The following is a 16,695-nucleotide window of genomic DNA, read 5'->3' as shown; positions in this document are numbered from 1 at the left end:
CCTGAATGGGGGCTTGCGTTGCGCACATCCGTTGCGGTGGGGGTCGGGGCCGCACCGGGGGGTGTCCGTCCTCGGTCGGGCGGCTCGGTCTCTTGAGTAGTGCGCGGTGATTGACGCCCGCCGCTGCGGGCGGACACCCCCCGGTACGTCCCCTGCTCGCCGTTGCGCCAGTGCGGCGCCGTGGGGCCGCAGGCTTTGGCGGACAATGGCCGTATGGCGGATTCCGGCGAGCGGGCTAGGCACTGGCGGTACGCCGAGCTGCCGGGGGTTGATCTGTTGCGGGCTCGGTATGTGCGGAAGCGGTTTGTGCGGCATACCCATGAGCACTTTGTGATCGCCGCGATCGCGGATGGTGTGGAGGTTTTTCACTATCGCGGGGCCGATCGGTATGCGGGGGCCGGTGCGCTTGCGTTGGTCAATCCGGATACGGCGCATACCGGGCGGGCCGGGGTGCCTGAGGGGTGGCGGTACGGGGCGTTGTATCCGTCGCCCGCGGTGGTGGCGGAGATAGCCGGTGAGACTACGGCGATACGGGGGACTCCGGGGTTTGTCGCGCCGGTCCTTGATGACGCGTACGCCGTCGGGCTGGTGCATCAGGTGCTGCGGGCCGCGGAGGAGGGGAACGCGCTGGCCGCCGACACGTTGTTGCGGGTTGCCGTGACGCGGCTGCTGCGGTTGAACGGTGGGGCGCTGGCGCGGCGGGAGGTGCGGAGCGCGGGGGCGCGGATCGCGGTGCGGGCGCGGGGCGTGCTGGAGGAGCGGATGGTCGCGCCGCCGACTCTGGAGGGGCTGGCCGGGGAGTTCGGGGTCAGTCCGTTCGCGTTGCTGCGGGCGTTCCGGGACGCGTACGGGATGCCGCCGCATGCCTGGCTCACCGATGCTCGGGTGCGGCGGGCCCGGCTGCTGCTGGACGCGGGTGGGGCGCCGGCGGAGGTCGCCGTCGCCGTGGGGTTCACCGATCAGCCGCATCTGAACCGGCACTTCGCGCGGATCGTGGGGGTGCCGCCCGGGGCGTATCAGCGGGAGCGCAAGAACGTACAAGACGGTGGGCGGGAGCTGTCTCTACCGTCGGGGGCGTGAGAGAACAGACAGCTTCCCCGGGCATACGGGTCGGCGGTGTCGGAAAGCGGGACTCCGCTGTCGTACGGGATGCCCTTGGGGTCGGGGTCGCCGTAGGGCTGTCCGGGTTCGCCTTCGGGGTGACCTCGGCGGGTAGTGGGCTCAGTTTGTGGCAGACCTGTGCGCTCAGCCTTCTGGTGTTCACCGGGGCGTCGCAGTTCGCGCTCGTGGGGGCGCTCGCCGCGGGTGGTAATCCGTTCACCGCGGCTGCCGGGGCTTTGTTTTTGGGGGTGCGTAATGCCTTTTATGGGCTGCGGTTGTCGCAGTTGCTGGCGCTGCCGCGCGCGGTGCGGCCGTTCGCGGCGCAGTGGGTCATCGATGAGACGACCGCTGTCGCGCTGGCGCAGCCCACGCGGCGTGCGGTGCGTATCGGGTTCGCCGTCACGGGGCTGAGTCTGTACGTGTTGTGGAATCTCACGACGCTGCTGGGGGCGCTGGGTGCCGAGGCGATCGGGGACACGGGCGCGTGGGGGCTCGACGCGGCCGGGCCCGCGGTGTTTCTGGCCCTGCTCGCGCCGATGCTGAAGACCGGCGTGGAGCGTGCCGTCGCCGGTCTGGCTGTGTTGCTGGGGCTCGGGCTGCTGCCCGTACTGCCCGCCGGTGTGCCCGTGCTGGCGGCCGCCCTCGCGGCGCCCGTCGTGCTGTGGGCCGAGGGGCGCGGGAAGGCCCGGAGGCGCGGGGAGGAGGAGCGGTGAACTTCTGGATCGCGATCGGAGTCACCGCGCTCGGCTGTTACGCCGTCAAGCTCGCCGGGCTGCTCGTGCCCGCCGGGGCCCTGGAGCGGCCTCTCGTCAAACGGCTCGCCGCTCTGCTGCCGGTCGCCCTGCTCGCCGCGCTCACCGCGCAGCAGACCTTCGCCCAGGGGCGCGAACTGGTGGTGGACGCCCGGCTCGCGGGGCTTGCCGCGGCGGCGCTCGCGCTGGTGCTGCGCGCCCCCTTCCTGCTCGTCGTCGCGGCGGCGGTGGTCGTGACCGCGGGAGTACGGGCGCTGGGCGGCTGAACGTCAGCCGATCGAGCGGCCGTACGCCCTCAAGGTGCGCAGCGCCTCGATCGTCACCATGGGGCGCGCCTCCAGGGCGGTGCCCGGGGCCCAGCGACGCCACCGGATCGGCCAGCCGCCGTCCTCCTGCTGCTCCGCCGCGAGGAAGTCCAGGGAGCGCTGCATCTCCTCGTCCGTGAACCACGCGCGCGCGAGCGAGTGCGGGGTCCGCGCGTAGTCGTGCGGGAAGTGGTGCTCGCCCGGGGCGTAACCCGGCGGCACCGGGTGGCTGTCGAGGTGTTCCGGGTCGAGTGCCGCCAGGCGCTGCTCGCGCACCAGGCGGCCCAGCCGGTCGGCGGTCGCCTCCGCGCGCGGGCGGTCGGGAGCGGAGTCCAGGAAGGCCACGGCTGCCTGCACCTCGTACGGGTGGGAGGTGCGGAGGGACTCGACCGCGTGCCAGCAGAAGTCCGTGGCGCGGAACAGCCACGCGTGCCACACCTCGTTGCGGTGCAGCAGGCCCACCACAGGGCCGGTGGCGAGGAGTTCGCTGGGCGGGTCGTCCACGATCGGGATGAACGGGGCCGCGGGGTAGCCGCGTTGGCTGGGATGGATCGCCGGAAGGGCGCCGTCCGGGGTCGAGACCGCCGTCAGATAGCGGCATACGCGTTCCACGCGCTGGCCGCCGCAGCGGCCGATGGCGTCCAGGACACGGAGTGCGTGACCGGCGTGCAGCGGCTGGCTGACCGGGCCGCGCAGGTCGGGCTCCAGCGCATGGCCGTACCCCCCGTCCTCGTTGCGGTACGCGTCCAGTGCGGTCTCCACCGGGTCGGCGCCGCCGTTCAGGAAGTGGTGTGCGAAAAGACGCTGTTCCAGCACGCGCGCGGTGAGCCAGACGAAGTGCTCGGCGCGGAAGAGCGGGGAGTGCGCCGGGGGCGTCGGGGGGAGTGGGGAAGCTCCTGTTTCGGCCATGCGTCAGACCGTAGGACGGAAAGCGTTCTCGACAAGCGGTAGCGGCCGAGGCCCACTCTCAGGGCGGGATACTGGTGTCATGCGGTTGACGGTCTTCTGGCAGCGGATGGCGGATCACTTCGGTCCTGGCTACGCCGACACCTTCGCGCGTGACCACGTCATGGCGGAGCTCGGCGGGCGCACGGTGTACGAGGCGCTGGACTCCGGCTGGGACGCCAAGGACGTGTGGCACGTGGTGTGTATGGTCATGAACGTGCCACAAGAGCGGCGCTGACCGGTCACGAAGATCCCAGCGGGGAGCGGATTGTCGGCCACGTGGGTGAAACTTGCACCGTGGCACCCACTGACGAGACCGACGAGGTCCCCCAGCACGCGTCCCCGTTCGGCACGACGCCGCCCACCCGGCCCCCGGCCGACAGCCCGGCCGGGGCGAGCGCGCGCATGCCGCGCTGGCTGCCGCGTGCCGTGGTGCTCGTCCTCGCCCTCTACGCCACCTTCCAGCTGGGCACCTGGGCCTTTCACCAGCTCACCGGGCTGCTGATCAACATCCTCATCGCGTTCTTCCTGGCCCTGGCCATCGAACCGGCGGTGAGCTGGATGGCCTCGCGCGGAGTGCGCCGAGGGCTCGGCACCTTCCTGGTCTTCTTCGGCGTACTCATCGTGTCCGCGGGCTTCGTCGCCCTGCTCGGCACCATGCTGGCGAACCAGATCATCAAGATCGTCGAGGACTTCCCCGCCTATCTCGACTCCGTCATCAACTGGATCAACACGCACTTCCACACCGATCTGAAGCGGGTGGACGTCCAGGAGGGGCTGCTGCGCTCCGACTGGCTGCGCAACTACGTGCAGAACAGCGCGACCGGCGTCCTGGACGTGTCCGCGCAGGTCCTCGGCGGGCTCTTCCAGTTGCTGACGATCACGCTGTTCTCGTTCTACTTCGCCGCGGACGGTCCGCGACTGCGCCGCGCGCTGTGCTCCGTGCTGCCGCCGGCCCGGCAGGCCGAGGTGCTGCGCGCGTGGGAGATCGCCGTCAACAAGACCGGCGGCTATCTGTACTCGCGCGGTCTGATGGCGCTGATCTCCGGCATCGCGCACTACATCCTGCTCCAGGCCCTGGAAGTGCCCAACGCGCCGGTGCTCGCCGTCTGGGTGGGACTGGTCTCGCAGTTCATCCCGACGATCGGCACGTATCTCGCGGGCGCGCTGCCCATGCTGATCGCGTTCACGGTGGATCCCTGGTACGCGCTGTGGGTGCTGATCTTCGTCGTGATCTACCAGCAGTTCGAGAACTACGTGCTCCAGCCCAAGCTGACCTCGAAGACCGTGGACGTCCATCCTGCGGTCGCCTTCGGGTCGGTCATCGCGGGTACCGCTCTGCTCGGGGCGGTGGGGGCGCTGATCGCCATTCCGGCGGTCGCGACGTTGCAGGCGTTCCTGGGGGCGTATGTGAAGCGGTACGACGTCACGGACGACCCTCGGGTGCATGGGCATCGTCTGTCGGAGTCGAACCTCTTCACGCGCGTGCGTGCGTTGTGGGCGGGGCGGCCGGGGGAGAGGGAGCAGGGGGCAGGGGAACAGGGCCAGGATCGGGATCCGGACCGGGACTCGGAGGGCGGCTCCTCCTGAGCGGGGTTCCTGTCAGGACCTCGTGGCCTTCCGCAGTGTGGCCGCGGCTCCGGCGACGATCAGTGCGGCGAGGGTGATGAGTTCGGTGCCGGTCGAGGCGATGAGCGGGGTGTTCCCGGACGTGAGGTGATCGCCGGTGTCCGGGGTCACGAGTGCGCCCACGCCGAGGAACAGGCCTACCGCGAGGGCGAGTCCGGTCGTGCTGCGGTTCGCGCGCCAGAACAGCAGGGCTGCCGCCACCAGCGGGATGACGAGGCCCGGCGGGACGGTCGGGTAGTCCGCACCGGCGGCGATCTGACCGGCTATGGACGCGGCCAGCAGGAGCAGGGCGGCCAGGGTGGCGGTGACGGCGGGGCAGCGCGCTGGTTTTCGACGGGGTGCCCTCCGGCGGGGTGCTCTCCGGCAGGGTGCTTCCCTCGGGGGGCTTCACGGGCTCTCGGGTGCTCTTCGTGGTCTCCATGGCTCAAGGCTCGCGGGCGCGGTGCGTTCGGTCGTCGTACGGGCGGAGGCTTTGGCGGTACGTCGGGAGGAGCAGGGCGGCTCGGGGTCGCGGGTGCGCGGTCGCCGGTCAGTCCCAGGAGTTGAAGAGCACCTCGCCGACGGTGTCAGGTCGCCAGTGCTCGATGTGCTTCCACTCCCCGGCGGTCAGGGCGGAGGTGTCCGCCGCGCGGAGCGGGAGGCTGAGCTGTGACGTGGTCAGGAGGGTGAAGCCGAAGTCGGCGAGGGCGGGGGCCCAGGCGGGCGGATCCAGGAACGCGTCGCAGGGGTACCAGGAGTGCTGCGCGTCCACGAAGGCGATCAGTGGGTGATGGGCGTGGAACAGGGCGATGTGGGTGCCGTTCCGGTCGGCGAGCGTGGCGGTGTGGAAGGTCTGCGGGTGCTCCATGCCGGTGAAGTCCAGGACCTGCCCCCGGGCGGCACGGGCCGCGGCGTACCAGGCCGTGCGGCACAACCCGGGGTCGGTGTCCGGCACGGGCGGGTCGCCGAAGGACCGGAAGCCGGTCGAACCTCGCTCCAGGCGGTAGGCGGTCCGTGCCTCGTCCACTCTCACCCCCGGCTTCACGACACCGTCACACGTATGCCCGGAAGTGCCGCGTGGTGCGCTTGACACAAAAATCGAACATCCATTCTTATTGGTGTTCCGGCGGAACTCTCGGTGGGTGGTTCAGTACGTTTTCGGTGGATAAGTCGCCGAGTTATCCACAGGCCGGACGGGCGTCGGGGCGCATTGTCAGTGGCAGGCGTTAGCGTCTTTGACGTGAAGCGATCGACTCAAGCAAACCGGGTGGAACCCATGGCAGGAACCGACCGCGAGAAGGCCCTGGATGCCGCTCTCGCACAGATTGAACGGCAATTCGGCAAGGGCGCGGTCATGCGCATGGGCGAGCGGTCGAAGGAGCCCATCGAGGTCATCCCGACCGGGTCGACCGCGCTCGACGTGGCCCTCGGCGTCGGCGGTCTGCCGCGCGGCCGTGTGGTGGAGGTGTACGGACCGGAATCCTCCGGTAAGACCACGCTGACGCTGCACGCGGTGGCGAACGCCCAGAAGGCCGGCGGCCAGGTCGCCTTCGTGGACGCGGAGCACGCCCTCGACCCCGAGTACGCGAAGAAGCTCGGCGTCGACATCGACAACCTGATCCTGTCCCAGCCGGACAACGGCGAGCAGGCCCTGGAGATCGTGGACATGCTGGTCCGCTCCGGCGCCCTCGACCTCATCGTCATCGACTCCGTCGCCGCGCTCGTCCCGCGCGCGGAGATCGAGGGCGAGATGGGCGACAGCCACGTCGGTCTGCAGGCCCGTCTGATGAGCCAGGCCCTGCGGAAGATCACCAGCGCGCTCAACCAGTCCAAGACCACCGCGATCTTCATCAACCAGCTCCGCGAGAAGATCGGTGTCATGTTCGGCTCCCCGGAGACCACGACCGGTGGCCGGGCGCTGAAGTTCTACGCCTCGGTGCGACTCGACATCCGTCGCATCGAGACCCTCAAGGACGGCACCGACGCGGTCGGCAACCGCACCCGCGTCAAGGTCGTCAAGAACAAGGTCGCCCCGCCCTTCAAGCAGGCCGAGTTCGACATCCTCTACGGCCAGGGCATCAGCCGCGAGGGCGGTCTGATCGACATGGGCGTGGAGCACGGCTTCGTGCGCAAGGCCGGTGCCTGGTACACGTACGAGGGCGACCAACTCGGCCAGGGCAAGGAGAACGCGCGCAACTTCCTGAAGGACAACCCCGACCTGGCCAACGAGATCGAGAAGAAGATCAAGGAGAAGCTGGGCGTGGGCGTGCGTCCCGAGGAGCCGACCGCGGAGCCGGGTGCCGACGCGGCCGCGGTCACCGCGGACGACGCCGCGAAGACCGTGCCCGCACCGGCGGCCAAGGCCGCCAAGCCCAAGGCCGCGGCTGCCAAGAGCTGACCCGTGACTCGACGAACCGACTGGGCCGAGTACGCCTACCAGGACGCCGCGCGTGAGCGGGGCGGGGGAGGCGACGGGGGATCTGCCCGGCCGGGCGGGGATGCGTACGGGGAGGGTACGTACCGAGATGGTGCGTACGAGGACGGCGCGTACCGGGAAGGCTCGTACCTGGGTGGTGCGTACCGGGATGGTGCGGGGCAGGGCGCGGACGGGGGACACGGCCGCGCGGCCTCGTACGGCACGGGGGGCTCGTACGGTGACGGGGGACCGCACGGTGACGGGGGGCTGTACGGCGACGGTGGGACCTACGGGGCCGACCGGGCGTACGGGGGCGCGCGGTCGTACGGGCATGAATCGTCGTACGGCGATGAGCCGGGCGGTGGGGAGTGGTCGGGCGATGGCTCGGCGGACGACTCCGGTCCGTCCGCTGGTGGCTCGCGCCGTCGGGCGGGCGGTCGTGCCCGTGGTGATGCGGGCCGTGGTGAGGGGGGCTCCCGTGGGCGTCGGCAGCGGCGTCGCGGTGAGCCGTCCGGTGAGGACGGAGGCACTTCCTCCTCGTCGAGGGCCGAGCAGGGGGAGCCTTCAGGGGACCCGGTCGAGCGGGCGCGGGCGATCTGTCTGCGCCTGCTCACCGGGACCCCGCGCACGCGGAAGCAACTCGCGGACGCCCTGAGCAAGAAGGGGATTCCGGACGAGGCGGCGGAGGAGGTGCTGTCGCGGTTCGAGGAGGTCGGGCTGATCAACGACAGTGCGTTCGCCGATGCCTGGGTGGAGTCCCGGCACCATGGCCGGGGGCTTGCGCGGCGTGCCCTTGTGCAGGAGCTGCGGACCAAGGGGGTCGACTCGACGCTGATCGACGCGGCCGTCTCACAGCTCGACTCCGAGCAGGAGGAGACGACCGCGCGCGAACTCGTCGCCCGCAAGTTGCGGTCCACCCGTGGGCTCGACCGCGACAAGCGTCTGCGCCGCCTCGCGGGCATGCTCGCCCGCAAGGGCTACCCCGAGGGCATGGCTCTGCGGGTGGTTCGGCGGGCGCTTGAAGAGGAGGGCGAGGGGGAGGACTCGGAGTTCTTGGAGGATGAGGGGTTCTGAGGCGGGCCCGGCGGGGCTGGGGTGGCTGGGTCGGGTTGAGCGGCTGGGCTGGCTGAGTCGGGCGCGAGCAGGTCGAGTCGGGTTGAGCGGCTGCTCTGGTCGAGTCAGGTTGGGCCGGCTGAGCGGGGCCGAGGTGGCTGAGGCGGGCTGAACTGGCTGAGCTGGATTGGGCCGGGCCCAGCTGAGGCGGGCTGAGATGGGCGGGGCCGAGTCAGCTGAGGCGGGCTGGGCTGAGATGGGGCCGGTGAGGGAGGGGCGAAAGAGGCTCGCCGGGGGATGGTGCTGCGGGGCGCCGAGGGGTTTCCTGCCGTTGCCGTTGCCGTTGCCGTTGCCGTTGCCGTTGCCGTTGCCGTTGCCGTTGCCGGCCACCTCCACACCGCCCTCGCCCCGACGCCACCGCCCCATGCCCCCGTCTTCGCCTCCGCTCGGCCCCTCGGCACCCAAGTTCCCCACCCCCGCCCCACCGCCCCGTCTTCGCCTCCGCTCGGCCCCCTGGCACCCAAGCCCCCCCACCCCCGTCACCCCCGCCCCTACCGTCACTCCACGCGCACCATTACCTTGCGCCCCTCGAAAGGTGGACGCCGGGCTTCCGGCGGTACCGTCTGCTGCCGTCGCGCGGACGTTTGGGACCGTGCGCCTCTCTTGCCGTCGGCTTGTCGGAGTGGTCGGTCGGTGAGTTGGATCCGCGCCCCTGTATGTCTGAAAGGCGGCTCAGTCATGCCCGGAACGGCCTGCGTTCGTAGATCCCTGGTTGCCTCGGTGCTGGGCGGCAGCCTGGTGCTCAGTGGCTGTGGGCTGCACTGGGGTGATGAAGCCCGGGGGACGGTCGACGGCACGATCACGTTGGGGTTCGTCAATGGTGGGGCCACCCGGTTCCACAGGTGCTTGCAGCAAGCCGTCGAGGAGACTGCCGCCAACAACAGCGTTCTTATTCACACGGCCTTGTCCGGGCAGGATGCCGGGACCGAGCTGGCCAATATCGAGGAGATGATCGACCGGCACGTGGACGCGCTGATCGTGCAGACCGTCGATGTCGAGGCGCTCGCGGACGACATCGCCAAGGCCGAGGCGGCCGATGTTCCGGTTTTTCTCACGTCGGTCGTTCCTGACGACACCTCCGGCATCCTCGGGGCCGTCGTCGTGGACCTGGAGAAGGTGGGCGCACTGGACGCCGGTTGGATCCAGAAGGACGCCGCCGGGAAGGACGTACAGGTGGGTGTCGTCGCCGGGGCACCGGGTGCCGCGTCCGATCTGCTCGTCGACGGCTTCAGCAAGGCGTTGCCCGACAATGCGCGGGTCGTCGATGGGCGGCCCGGGATGTTCGACCCGGCCACGGCGAGGAAGGCCGCCAAGTCGATGATCGCGGCCCATCCTGAGCTCGACTACGCCTTCGTCGCCAACGAGGAGATGGCGTTCGCCGTCCGTGAGGCCTTCGACGCGGCCGGTGCGCGGGATGTGCGGATCGTGACCGTCAACGGCACGGACGAGGGCCTGGCCGCGCTCAAGGACGGTCGCTTCGCGGCGACGGTCGCCAACTCGGCGGCGGACACCGGGGAGTTGGCCGTGGACAACGCCCTCGCCCTGCTACGGGGCGAGGAGGTCGAGGGCGGCAACAAGGTCGCCACGACCCGGGTCCGCCTCGTCACCAAGGGCAACGCCGATCTGGCCCCGCTCTACTGCGACCCCGAGCTCGACTGAGGTCGCGGCGCCAACGGAGAGACCAACGGAGAGACCAACGGAGACACCGGCTGAGACCCCGGCAGACGCCTTGCCCCCACCGCCCCTACGACCCCACCGCCAGCCCAGCCGCCCGCCAAGCCTGGAACCCGCCCACCAGGTCCGTCGCCCGATGCAGCCCCAGTCGCCGCAGTGACTCGACCGCCAGGCTGGACGCGTACCCCTCGTTGCAGATCACCACGACGCGCAGATCGTGGCTCGTGGCCTCCGGGGCGCGGTGGCTGCCGCGCGGGTCGAGCCGCCACTCCAGTTCGTTGCGCTCGACGACCAGGGCGCCGGGGATCAGGCCGTCCCGTTCCCGCAGGGCGGCGTAGCGGATGTCCACCAGCAGGGCCTCGCCGTGCTGGGCGGCCTCGTAGGCCTCCCGTGCCTCGATCCGCCGATAGCCCTGGCGCACCCGCGCGAGCAACTCGTCGATGCCCACCGCCTGTTGGCCCGCCTCGCTCCCCGCCAGCCCTCCATCTGCTACCGGCCCTACGTCCGCTGGCGCCCCACCACTCTCCGCCAGTCCACCGCTCCCCGCAGGCCCCCCACTCACTGCCAGTCCTCCGGACGCTCCACATGCTCCAGTCGCAGCACCTGCCCGGTGCGGCTGTACCGGCGGATCTGTGGCAGCGGCGGGTAGTAGGCGTGGACGGAGATCGCGTGCACGTCGGGGGACTCGTTGAGGACCTCGTGGACGTGGTGCTGTCCGAAGGAGCGGCCCTTGCCGGCCGGGAGGCGGCGCTCGCGGTCGATGCCCTCGGTGAGCTCGAGGGTCTTCCAGCCGTCCGCGGGGAGTCGAGCGGTGAGCGAGTTCTCCTTGAGTTCGCCGGAGGCCGTGGTGAAGGCGCCGACGGACTCGGCGTGGTCGTGCCAGCCGGTGCCCGTGCCGGGCGGCCAGCCGATCAGCCATGCCTCGCTGCCGCCGGGGCCCTCCAGGCGCACCCAGGTGCGGCCCTCCGGGTCGAGCGGGAGCGAGGAGATCAGCTCGGCGTCGGCGGCGATCCGCCGTACGTAGTCGAGGAGTTCGGCCTGCGTCGGCGTGGAGACGGGAGCGGACACAGAGGGGGAGACAGACACGGGACACCGTCCTGGGAAGCGTTCGCGGAGAGCGCGCGACGGCTCATGGGCACGGCACGCGCGGAAGAAGGAGAGATGCGAATCAGCAGGACGGACGACACACGCAGCCCGCGTAGCGGACGAGGTCCATATGGACCCTCCGCCACAGGTGCACACAGGTGTCGGTCATGATGCGGAGTAGACCATGACGGAAAATGCCGGTCAACTCGCTGTCACTATGTGGAACGCACACATGTGCGCTCCACACAGGGGCGGCACAGACGAGGCCGGCCCACACCACTCAACGCGATCCGGCCGCGGCCTCTGCCTTGGCCGGCCCGCCCAGCGTCGCCTCGGCCGCCGCGTACAGATCGGCGGGCCGGACGCCGTGCAGGGCAGTCACCAGATGGCCGTCGGGGCGTACCAGGAGCACGCTGTGCGCGGCCGCTCCCGGGTAACTCTCCGCGACCAGCAGTTCGGCCGGGTGCGGCAGGGCCGTCACCGCGGCCGCGAGGCGGGGCATGACGCCGGCGGTCACCCAGTGCTTGCGCTCCCACACGCCCGTGCCCGGTGCGATCAGCACCACCAGCAGGGCCCCGCGGCCCAGCCGGTCCCGGAGCCGTACGAAGGAGCCGTCCTCTGCGGTCACCCGTACATCGGTGACCGGCGCGCCCGGGGCCGTGTCCACCGGGACCTCCGCCTCCAGGTGCCGGGGTGCGAGCGGCGAGCCGGCGTACGCCCCCGGCGCGCCCAGGGCGCCGCGCCCCAGGTGGCCGTCGGTGAGGAGTGCGTCGTGGCCCCGGGCCGAGCCGGGGACGACGGACCGCAGCCCGCCACCGCCGCGTACCAGGGGCAGCGCCTGGTCGGCGGCGCGCAGGCGGGCGGCGACCACCGCGCGCCGCTCGGCCTGGTAGCTGTCGAGCAGCGCCTCGTGCGGGCCGTGGTGCCAGGCCAGGGCCAGCTTCCAGGCGAGGTTGTCGGCGTCCCGCAGTCCCTCGTCGAGGCCCTGTGTGCCGAGCGCGCCGAGCAGATGCGCCGCGTCCCCGGCGAGGAACACCCGCCCGACCCGCCAGCGGCGCGCGAGACGGTGGTGCACGGTGTGCACGCCGGTGTCGAGGAGGTCGTACGGCGGTGTCGGGCCGCCCGTCCAGCCGGCGAGGGTCTCGCGGACGCGGGTCACCAGGAGTTCGGGTGTGACGAGGTCCTTGCCGGGCGGGAGGAGCCAGTCGAGGCGCCATACGCCGTCCGGCAGGGGGCGGCCGGTGACCTCCCCGGCGGAGGGGCCGGTCGTCCGCCATGGGGGCATGCGGTGCAGCAACGCCTCGTTGTCCCACGGGAGTTCCGTGCGCAGCGCGGCCACGGCGTGCCGCTCCACCGCCGTACGGCCGGGGAAACGGATGTCGAGGAGTTTGCGGACCGTCGAGCGGGGGCCGTCGCAGCCGGCCAGGTAACTGCCGCGCCACCACGTGCCCTTGGGGCCCCGGGTGTGGGCGGTGACGCCGGAGGGCTCCTGTTCGAGGGTGTCGAGGCGGCTGTCCACGGCGATCCTCACCAGCCGCTCGCCGGCGCAGGCCTCGCGCAGGGCGCCGGTCAGGACGTGCTGGGCGATGTGCAGGGGGGCGGGCTCGGCCTCGCCCGAAGCGCCGTCAGAGGCGTTGTCGAAGGCGTTGTCGAAGGTGACCTCGCGCATCACCTGCTTGCGTCGCAGCGACCGCCATCCGGCCCAGCGGATGCCCGCCTCGGAGAGGGCGGCACCGGTCAGGCGTTCCATGAGGGCGGCGGTGTCCTCGCGCAGGACGACGGTGCGGGCGGGGCGCGGTTCGTCCTTGCCGGGGCCCTCGTCCAGGACCACGGACGGCACGTCCTGACGGGCCAGCGCGAGGGCGAGCGTGAGCCCGACGGGCCCCGCTCCGACGATGATCACCGGGTCCACGGCGCGGCGCCCCCTGCCCGCGAGGGCGTCCCGAGGGACGTATGTGAACAGGAGATTGGAGCAGGGTGCACGATCACAGAACGTATGCAACCCATTGCCGGTGCTTGCGTCAAGTGACGGAGGCAGTGGCGATCATGCCACTGCCTCCGTACGGTGAATGCTGTTTGACTGATCGTCAGCTATAGCTTTTTACGGTCGGTATAGGTGCCGGTGCCCGGAAGGCCGCCACCTTCGGCGCCGGTCCCGAAGGTGCCGCCGACCGCGGCCGGGTTGAGCTCCTCCATGTCCTCGGCGCCGAGAACCGCGCCCGTGCTCCTCTTGCTGCGCCGCAGTCGCTGCTCCAGCCAGCTCGCGAAGCTGGTCAGGATGAAGTTGACGATGATGAAGATGATCCCGACGACGATGAAGCTGGGGATGACGTTGGCGTAGTTGGCGGCCAGCGTCTGGCGGGAGTTCAGCAGCTCGGTGAAGCCGAGCATCACGCCGCCCAGCGCGGTGTCCTTCACGATGACGACGAGCTGGCTCACGATGGCCGGCAGCATCGCGGTGACGGCCTGCGGCAGCAGGATGCTGGACATCGTCTGGCCCTTGCGCAGACCGATGGCGTACGCCGCCTCCGTCTGGCCCCTGGGCAGCGCCAGGATGCCGGCCCGGACGACCTCGGCGAGGACGGACGCGTTGTAGAGCACCAGGCCGGTGACGACGGCGTACAGGGGCCGCTGCTCGCTGGTGACGTCCGTGGAGCGGACGTAGAACTCGTTGGCGAACAGCATCAGCAGCAGCACCGGGATGGCCCGGAAGAACTCGACGACCGTGCCGGCTGCACCGCGCACCCAGCGGTGGTCGGAGAGCCGGGCGATGCCGAAGACCGCGCCCAGCGGGAGGGCGATCACCATCGAGATCGCCGCCGCCTTGAGGGTGTCACCGAGTCCCGGCAGCAGATACGTCGTCCAGGCCTGCTCGGTGGTGAACGGCTCCCAGAGGGCCCATTCCAGCTGGTTCTTGTCGTCCATCTTCTGCCAGACGAACCACAGCATCAGGGCCAGCAGCAGGAAGAAGACCACCGAGATCAGGATGTTGCGCCGCTTCGCGCGGGGTCCCGGGGTGTCGTACAGAACGGAGCTCATCGCTTCACCGCCAGTCGCTTGCTCAGCCATCCGAGGAAGAGGCCGGTCGGCAGGGTCAGGACCACGAATCCGAAGGCGAAGACGGCGCCGATGGCGAGCGTCTGGGCCTCGTTCTCGATCATGGTCTTCATCAGGGCGGCGGCCTCGGCCACACCGATCGCGGCCGCCACGGTGGTGTTCTTGGTGAGGGCGATCAGTACGTTGGCCAGCGGGCCGATGACCGCGCGGAAGGCCTGCGGCAGCACGATGAGCCGCAGCACCTGGCTGAAGTTCAGCCCGATCGCGCGGGCCGCCTCGGCCTGTCCGACGGGCACGGTGTTGATGCCGGAGCGGATCGCCTCGCAGACGAAGGCCGCGGTGTAGGCGACGAAGCCGAGGACCGCCAGGCGGAAGCCCTGGATGTCGAAGTCCTTGGAGCCCATCGTCACGCCGAAGATGTCGGCGAGACCGAGCGAGTTGAAGACGATGATCACCGTCAGCGGGATGTTCCGGACGATGTTCACGTACGCGGTGCCGAACCCGCGCATCAGCGGGACCGGGCTGACCCGCATCGCGGCCAGCAGGGTGCCCCAGATCAGGGAGCCGAGGGCGGAGAGGGCGGTGAGCTTCACCGTCATCCAGAACGCCCCTAGGACGTCGTAACCATCAAGAAAGTCGAACACGATCTCCCGCGCTTCCGGGTGTCTGGGGTACGTGGAGGGGCGCGGCGCGCCGCCGCCCTGATCGCGGCGGGCGGCGGCGCGCCAGAGGATTCCGGTGTTACTGGACGATCGCGCCGATCTTCGGGGCGGGCTCGTTCTTGTAGTTCGCCGGGCCGAAGTTGTCCTTGACGGCCTTGTCCCACGAGCCGTCGCTGACCATCTTCTCCAGCGCCTTGTTGATCTTGTCGACGGTCGCGGTGTCGCCCTTCTTCACACCGATGCCGTAGTTCTCGTTGCTCAGCTTGAGGCCGGCGAGCTTGAACTTGCCCTTGTACTGCGACTGCGAGGCGAAGCCCGCGAGGATCGAGTCGTCCGTGGTGACCGCGTCCACGGCACCGCTCTGGAGGGCGGCGATGCACTCGGAGTAGCCGCTGACCTGCTTGAGGTTGGCCTTCGGGGCCAGCTTGTCCTTGACGTTCTGCGCCGAGGTGGAGCCGGTGACCGAGCAGAGGTTCTTGCCGTTGAGGTCGGTCGCCTCGGAGATGTCCGAGTCCGACTTGACCAGCAGGTCCTGGTGGGCCAGCAGGTAGGGGCCGGCGAAGTCGACCTTCTGCTTGCGCTCGTCGTTGATCGAGTAGGTGGCGGCGATGAACTTCACGTCACCACGGGCCAGCGCGTTCTCACGGTCGGCGCTCTTGGTCTCGACGAACTCGATCTTGTCGGCGTCGTAGCCGAGCTGCTTGGCCACGTACGTCGCCACGTCCACGTCGAAGCCGGAGAAGGAACCGTCGGGCTTCTTGAGGCCGAGACCCGGCTGGTCGAACTTGATGCCGACCTTGATCTTGCCGCCGCCGCTGGAGCCCGAACCCGTGTCGCTGTCGTTGTCGTCCCCGCCGCACGCGGTCGCGGTCAGGGAGAGGACCAGCGCAGCGGCGGCCGCGGCGGTGACCTTGCGGAGCTTCATGGTGAACATCCTTTGTGTGATGAGAGATGCGAGCCGTCGAGGCGGGTGACGAGGGTGGCGCGGGTGACGCGGATCTGAGGCGCGGTCAGTGGTGCAGGATCTTGGAGAGGAAGTCCTTCGCGCGGTCGCTGCGCGGGGCGCTGAAGAACTGGTCCGGCACAGCCTCCTCGACGATGCGGCCGTCCGCCATGAACACCACCCGGTTCGCGGCCGAACGGGCGAACCCCATTTCATGGGTGACGACGATCATGGTCATGCCGTCGCGGGCGAGCTGCTGCATGACCTCCAGGACCTCGTTGATCATCTCGGGGTCGAGCGCCGAGGTGGGCTCGTCGAAGAGCATGACCTTGGGGTCCATCGCCAGGGCGCGGGCGATGGCGACGCGCTGCTGCTGGCCGCCGGAGAGCTGGGCGGGGTACTTGTCCGCCTGACTGCCCACGCCGACCCGGTCGAGCAGGGCGCGAGCCTTCTCCTCGGCCGTCTTCTTGTCCGCCTTGCGGACCTTGATCTGGCCGAGCATCACGTTCTCGAGCACGGTCTTGTGCGCGAAGAGGTTGAAGGACTGGAAGACCATCCCGACGTCGGCGCGCAGCTTGGCGAGCGCCTTGCCCTCCGCGGGGAGCGGCTTGCCGTCGATGGTGATCGTGCCGTCGTCGATCGTCTCCAGGCGGTTGATGGTGCGGCACAGGGTGGACTTGCCGGACCCGGAGGGTCCGATGACCACGACGACCTCGCCGCGGGCGATCGTGAGATCGATGTCCTGGAGAACATGCAACGCGCCGAAGTGCTTGTTGACGCTCTTCAGGACGACCAGTTCGCCGGTCGCGGCCACGTCTTCCTTGGCCACCGATACTTCGGTCATCGCTATCGGGCTCCGTCCTCCTCGGTTTCGGAGGACAGTAGTGACCCCATGCGACCTGCGTCTCTACCTTTGAGGGGAATCTGAGCATCACGATCCGATAGCAATCGGACACGTGTCGTAGCAGTTGTGAGCAGGGCGCATATCGGCCGGGTAACGGAAGCGGCGCGCAACCGGAACCCACTTGACGCC

18 protein-coding genes and 1 pseudogene are annotated in these 16,695 nt (G+C 70.1%); 8 read left to right on the top strand and 11 right to left on the bottom strand.

What is annotated here, in order from left to right; all coding sequences use genetic code 11:
* Nucleotides 1-213: 213 nt before the first annotated feature.
* The 3 genes and pseudogenes from ABZ928_RS49765 (at nt 214) to ABZ928_RS49755 (ending at nt 2,119) form a co-directional block, all read left to right on the top strand.
* A pseudogene (locus tag ABZ928_RS49765) lies at nt 214-1,176 on the top strand (AraC family transcriptional regulator).
* Nucleotides 1,104-1,814, top strand: coding sequence for an AzlC family ABC transporter permease (locus ABZ928_RS49760; protein ID WP_361535783.1), 711 nt, complete (start codon nt 1,104-1,106; stop codon nt 1,812-1,814). Before ABZ928_RS49765 ends, ABZ928_RS49760 begins: the two are co-directional and overlap by 73 nt.
* Nucleotides 1,811-2,119, top strand: a complete 309-nt coding sequence (locus tag ABZ928_RS49755; protein ID WP_361535737.1) for an AzlD domain-containing protein — start codon at nt 1,811-1,813, stop codon at nt 2,117-2,119. The genes ABZ928_RS49760 and ABZ928_RS49755 overlap by 4 nt, the downstream gene beginning before the upstream one ends.
* 3 nt (nt 2,120-2,122) lie before the next feature.
* On the opposite strand, the gene ABZ928_RS49750 is transcribed toward ABZ928_RS49755, so the two are convergent.
* Nucleotides 2,123-3,067, bottom strand: a complete 945-nt coding sequence (locus tag ABZ928_RS49750) for a hypothetical protein (protein WP_361535734.1) — start codon at nt 3,065-3,067, stop codon at nt 2,123-2,125.
* A 79-nt stretch (nt 3,068-3,146) separates the two neighbouring features.
* On the opposite strand from ABZ928_RS49750, the gene ABZ928_RS49745 reads away from it, so the two are divergent.
* Both ABZ928_RS49745 and ABZ928_RS49740 read left to right on the top strand, forming a co-directional pair.
* The gene (locus tag ABZ928_RS49745) at nt 3,147-3,341 is read left to right on the top strand and encodes a DUF3046 domain-containing protein (RefSeq protein ID WP_361535731.1); all 195 of its coding nucleotides are present in this window, start codon (nt 3,147-3,149) and stop codon (nt 3,339-3,341) included.
* Between the two features lie 59 nt (nt 3,342-3,400).
* Nucleotides 3,401-4,693 (top strand): AI-2E family transporter, encoded by a 1,293-nt coding sequence (locus ABZ928_RS49740; RefSeq protein WP_361535728.1) that lies wholly within the window; start codon nt 3,401-3,403, stop codon nt 4,691-4,693.
* Nucleotides 4,694-4,705: 12 nt separating this feature from the next.
* Here ABZ928_RS49740 and ABZ928_RS49735 read toward each other — a convergent pair whose 3' ends face one another.
* Nucleotides 4,706-4,933: a hypothetical protein gene (locus tag ABZ928_RS49735; protein ID WP_361535725.1), complete on the bottom strand. Its 228-nt coding sequence runs from the start codon at nt 4,931-4,933 to the stop codon at nt 4,706-4,708.
* Nucleotides 4,934-5,261: 328 nt separating this feature from the next.
* Nucleotides 5,262-5,738, bottom strand: coding sequence for a hypothetical protein (locus ABZ928_RS49730; RefSeq protein WP_361535722.1), 477 nt, complete (start codon nt 5,736-5,738; stop codon nt 5,262-5,264).
* A gap of 249 nt (nt 5,739-5,987) precedes the next feature.
* Here ABZ928_RS49730 and recA point away from each other — a divergent pair, with 249 nt between their 5' ends.
* The 3 genes from recA (at nt 5,988) to ABZ928_RS49715 (ending at nt 9,899) form a co-directional block, all read left to right on the top strand.
* Nucleotides 5,988-7,109, top strand: coding sequence for a recombinase RecA (gene recA / locus ABZ928_RS49725; protein ID WP_361535719.1), 1,122 nt, complete (start codon nt 5,988-5,990; stop codon nt 7,107-7,109).
* A gap of 285 nt (nt 7,110-7,394) precedes the next feature.
* Nucleotides 7,395-8,201, top strand: a complete 807-nt coding sequence (gene recX / locus ABZ928_RS49720; RefSeq protein WP_361535780.1) for a recombination regulator RecX — start codon at nt 7,395-7,397, stop codon at nt 8,199-8,201.
* A gap of 276 nt (nt 8,202-8,477) precedes the next feature.
* Nucleotides 8,478-9,899 (top strand): sugar ABC transporter substrate-binding protein, encoded by a 1,422-nt coding sequence (locus ABZ928_RS49715; RefSeq protein WP_361535716.1) that lies wholly within the window; start codon nt 8,478-8,480, stop codon nt 9,897-9,899.
* 85 nt (nt 9,900-9,984) lie between these two features.
* Here ABZ928_RS49715 and ABZ928_RS49710 read toward each other — a convergent pair whose 3' ends face one another.
* From ABZ928_RS49710 to ABZ928_RS49675, 8 genes are all read right to left on the bottom strand, one after another.
* Nucleotides 9,985-10,392: a rhodanese-like domain-containing protein gene (locus tag ABZ928_RS49710; RefSeq protein ID WP_361535777.1), complete on the bottom strand. Its 408-nt coding sequence runs from the start codon at nt 10,390-10,392 to the stop codon at nt 9,985-9,987.
* An 80-nt stretch (nt 10,393-10,472) separates the two neighbouring features.
* Nucleotides 10,473-11,000 (bottom strand): cysteine dioxygenase, encoded by a 528-nt coding sequence (locus ABZ928_RS49705; protein WP_361535713.1) that lies wholly within the window; start codon nt 10,998-11,000, stop codon nt 10,473-10,475.
* An 82-nt stretch (nt 11,001-11,082) separates the two neighbouring features.
* On the bottom strand, nt 11,083-11,169 hold the full coding sequence (locus ABZ928_RS49700) for a putative leader peptide (protein ID WP_351151402.1): 87 nt from the start codon (nt 11,167-11,169) through the stop codon (nt 11,083-11,085).
* Nucleotides 11,170-11,280: 111 nt separating this feature from the next.
* Nucleotides 11,281-12,912, bottom strand: a complete 1,632-nt coding sequence (locus tag ABZ928_RS49695) for an FAD-dependent monooxygenase (protein ID WP_361535710.1) — start codon at nt 12,910-12,912, stop codon at nt 11,281-11,283.
* A gap of 179 nt (nt 12,913-13,091) precedes the next feature.
* Nucleotides 13,092-14,039 (bottom strand): amino acid ABC transporter permease, encoded by a 948-nt coding sequence (locus tag ABZ928_RS49690; RefSeq protein ID WP_361535707.1) that lies wholly within the window; start codon nt 14,037-14,039, stop codon nt 13,092-13,094.
* Nucleotides 14,036-14,701 carry an amino acid ABC transporter permease gene (locus tag ABZ928_RS49685; protein ID WP_361535704.1) on the bottom strand — a complete coding sequence of 222 codons (666 nt, stop codon included), beginning with the start codon at nt 14,699-14,701 and terminating at the stop codon, nt 14,036-14,038. The genes ABZ928_RS49690 and ABZ928_RS49685 overlap by 4 nt, the downstream gene beginning before the upstream one ends.
* 97 nt (nt 14,702-14,798) lie before the next feature.
* The gene (locus tag ABZ928_RS49680; protein ID WP_361535701.1) at nt 14,799-15,644 is read right to left on the bottom strand and encodes a glutamate ABC transporter substrate-binding protein; all 846 of its coding nucleotides are present in this window, start codon (nt 15,642-15,644) and stop codon (nt 14,799-14,801) included.
* Between the two features lie 85 nt (nt 15,645-15,729).
* The gene (locus ABZ928_RS49675; RefSeq protein ID WP_361535698.1) at nt 15,730-16,506 is read right to left on the bottom strand and encodes an amino acid ABC transporter ATP-binding protein; all 777 of its coding nucleotides are present in this window, start codon (nt 16,504-16,506) and stop codon (nt 15,730-15,732) included.
* Nucleotides 16,507-16,695: the final 189 nt, after the last annotated feature.

The sequence above is a fragment of the Streptomyces sp. NPDC046909 genome (genome assembly GCF_040644695.1).
GTDB lineage: Bacteria > Actinomycetota > Actinomycetes > Streptomycetales > Streptomycetaceae > Streptomyces.
Note: the sequence above shows the minus strand (reverse complement) of the source record. Positions and strands in the feature narration are given on the sequence as shown.

What these genes read in the sequence shown, in the direction of transcription:
- ABZ928_RS49750 (WP_361535734.1), bottom strand. Translation starts at nt 3,067, where the DNA reads ATGGCCGAAACAGGAGCTTCCCCACTCCCCCCGACGCCCCCGGCGCAC.
- ABZ928_RS49745 (WP_361535731.1), top strand. Translation starts at nt 3,147, where the DNA reads ATGCGGTTGACGGTCTTCTGGCAGCGGATGGCGGATCACTTCGGTCCT.
- recA (WP_361535719.1), top strand. Translation starts at nt 5,988, where the DNA reads ATGGCAGGAACCGACCGCGAGAAGGCCCTGGATGCCGCTCTCGCACAG.
- ABZ928_RS49715 (WP_361535716.1), top strand. Translation starts at nt 8,478, where the DNA reads ATGGTGCTGCGGGGCGCCGAGGGGTTTCCTGCCGTTGCCGTTGCCGTT.
- ABZ928_RS49700 (WP_351151402.1), bottom strand. Translation starts at nt 11,169, where the DNA reads ATGACCGACACCTGTGTGCACCTGTGGCGGAGGGTCCATATGGACCTC.
- ABZ928_RS49690 (WP_361535707.1), bottom strand. Translation starts at nt 14,039, where the DNA reads ATGAGCTCCGTTCTGTACGACACCCCGGGACCCCGCGCGAAGCGGCGC.
- ABZ928_RS49680 (WP_361535701.1), bottom strand. Translation starts at nt 15,644, where the DNA reads ATGAAGCTCCGCAAGGTCACCGCCGCGGCCGCCGCTGCGCTGGTCCTC.
- ABZ928_RS49675 (WP_361535698.1), bottom strand. Translation starts at nt 16,506, where the DNA reads ATGACCGAAGTATCGGTGGCCAAGGAAGACGTGGCCGCGACCGGCGAA.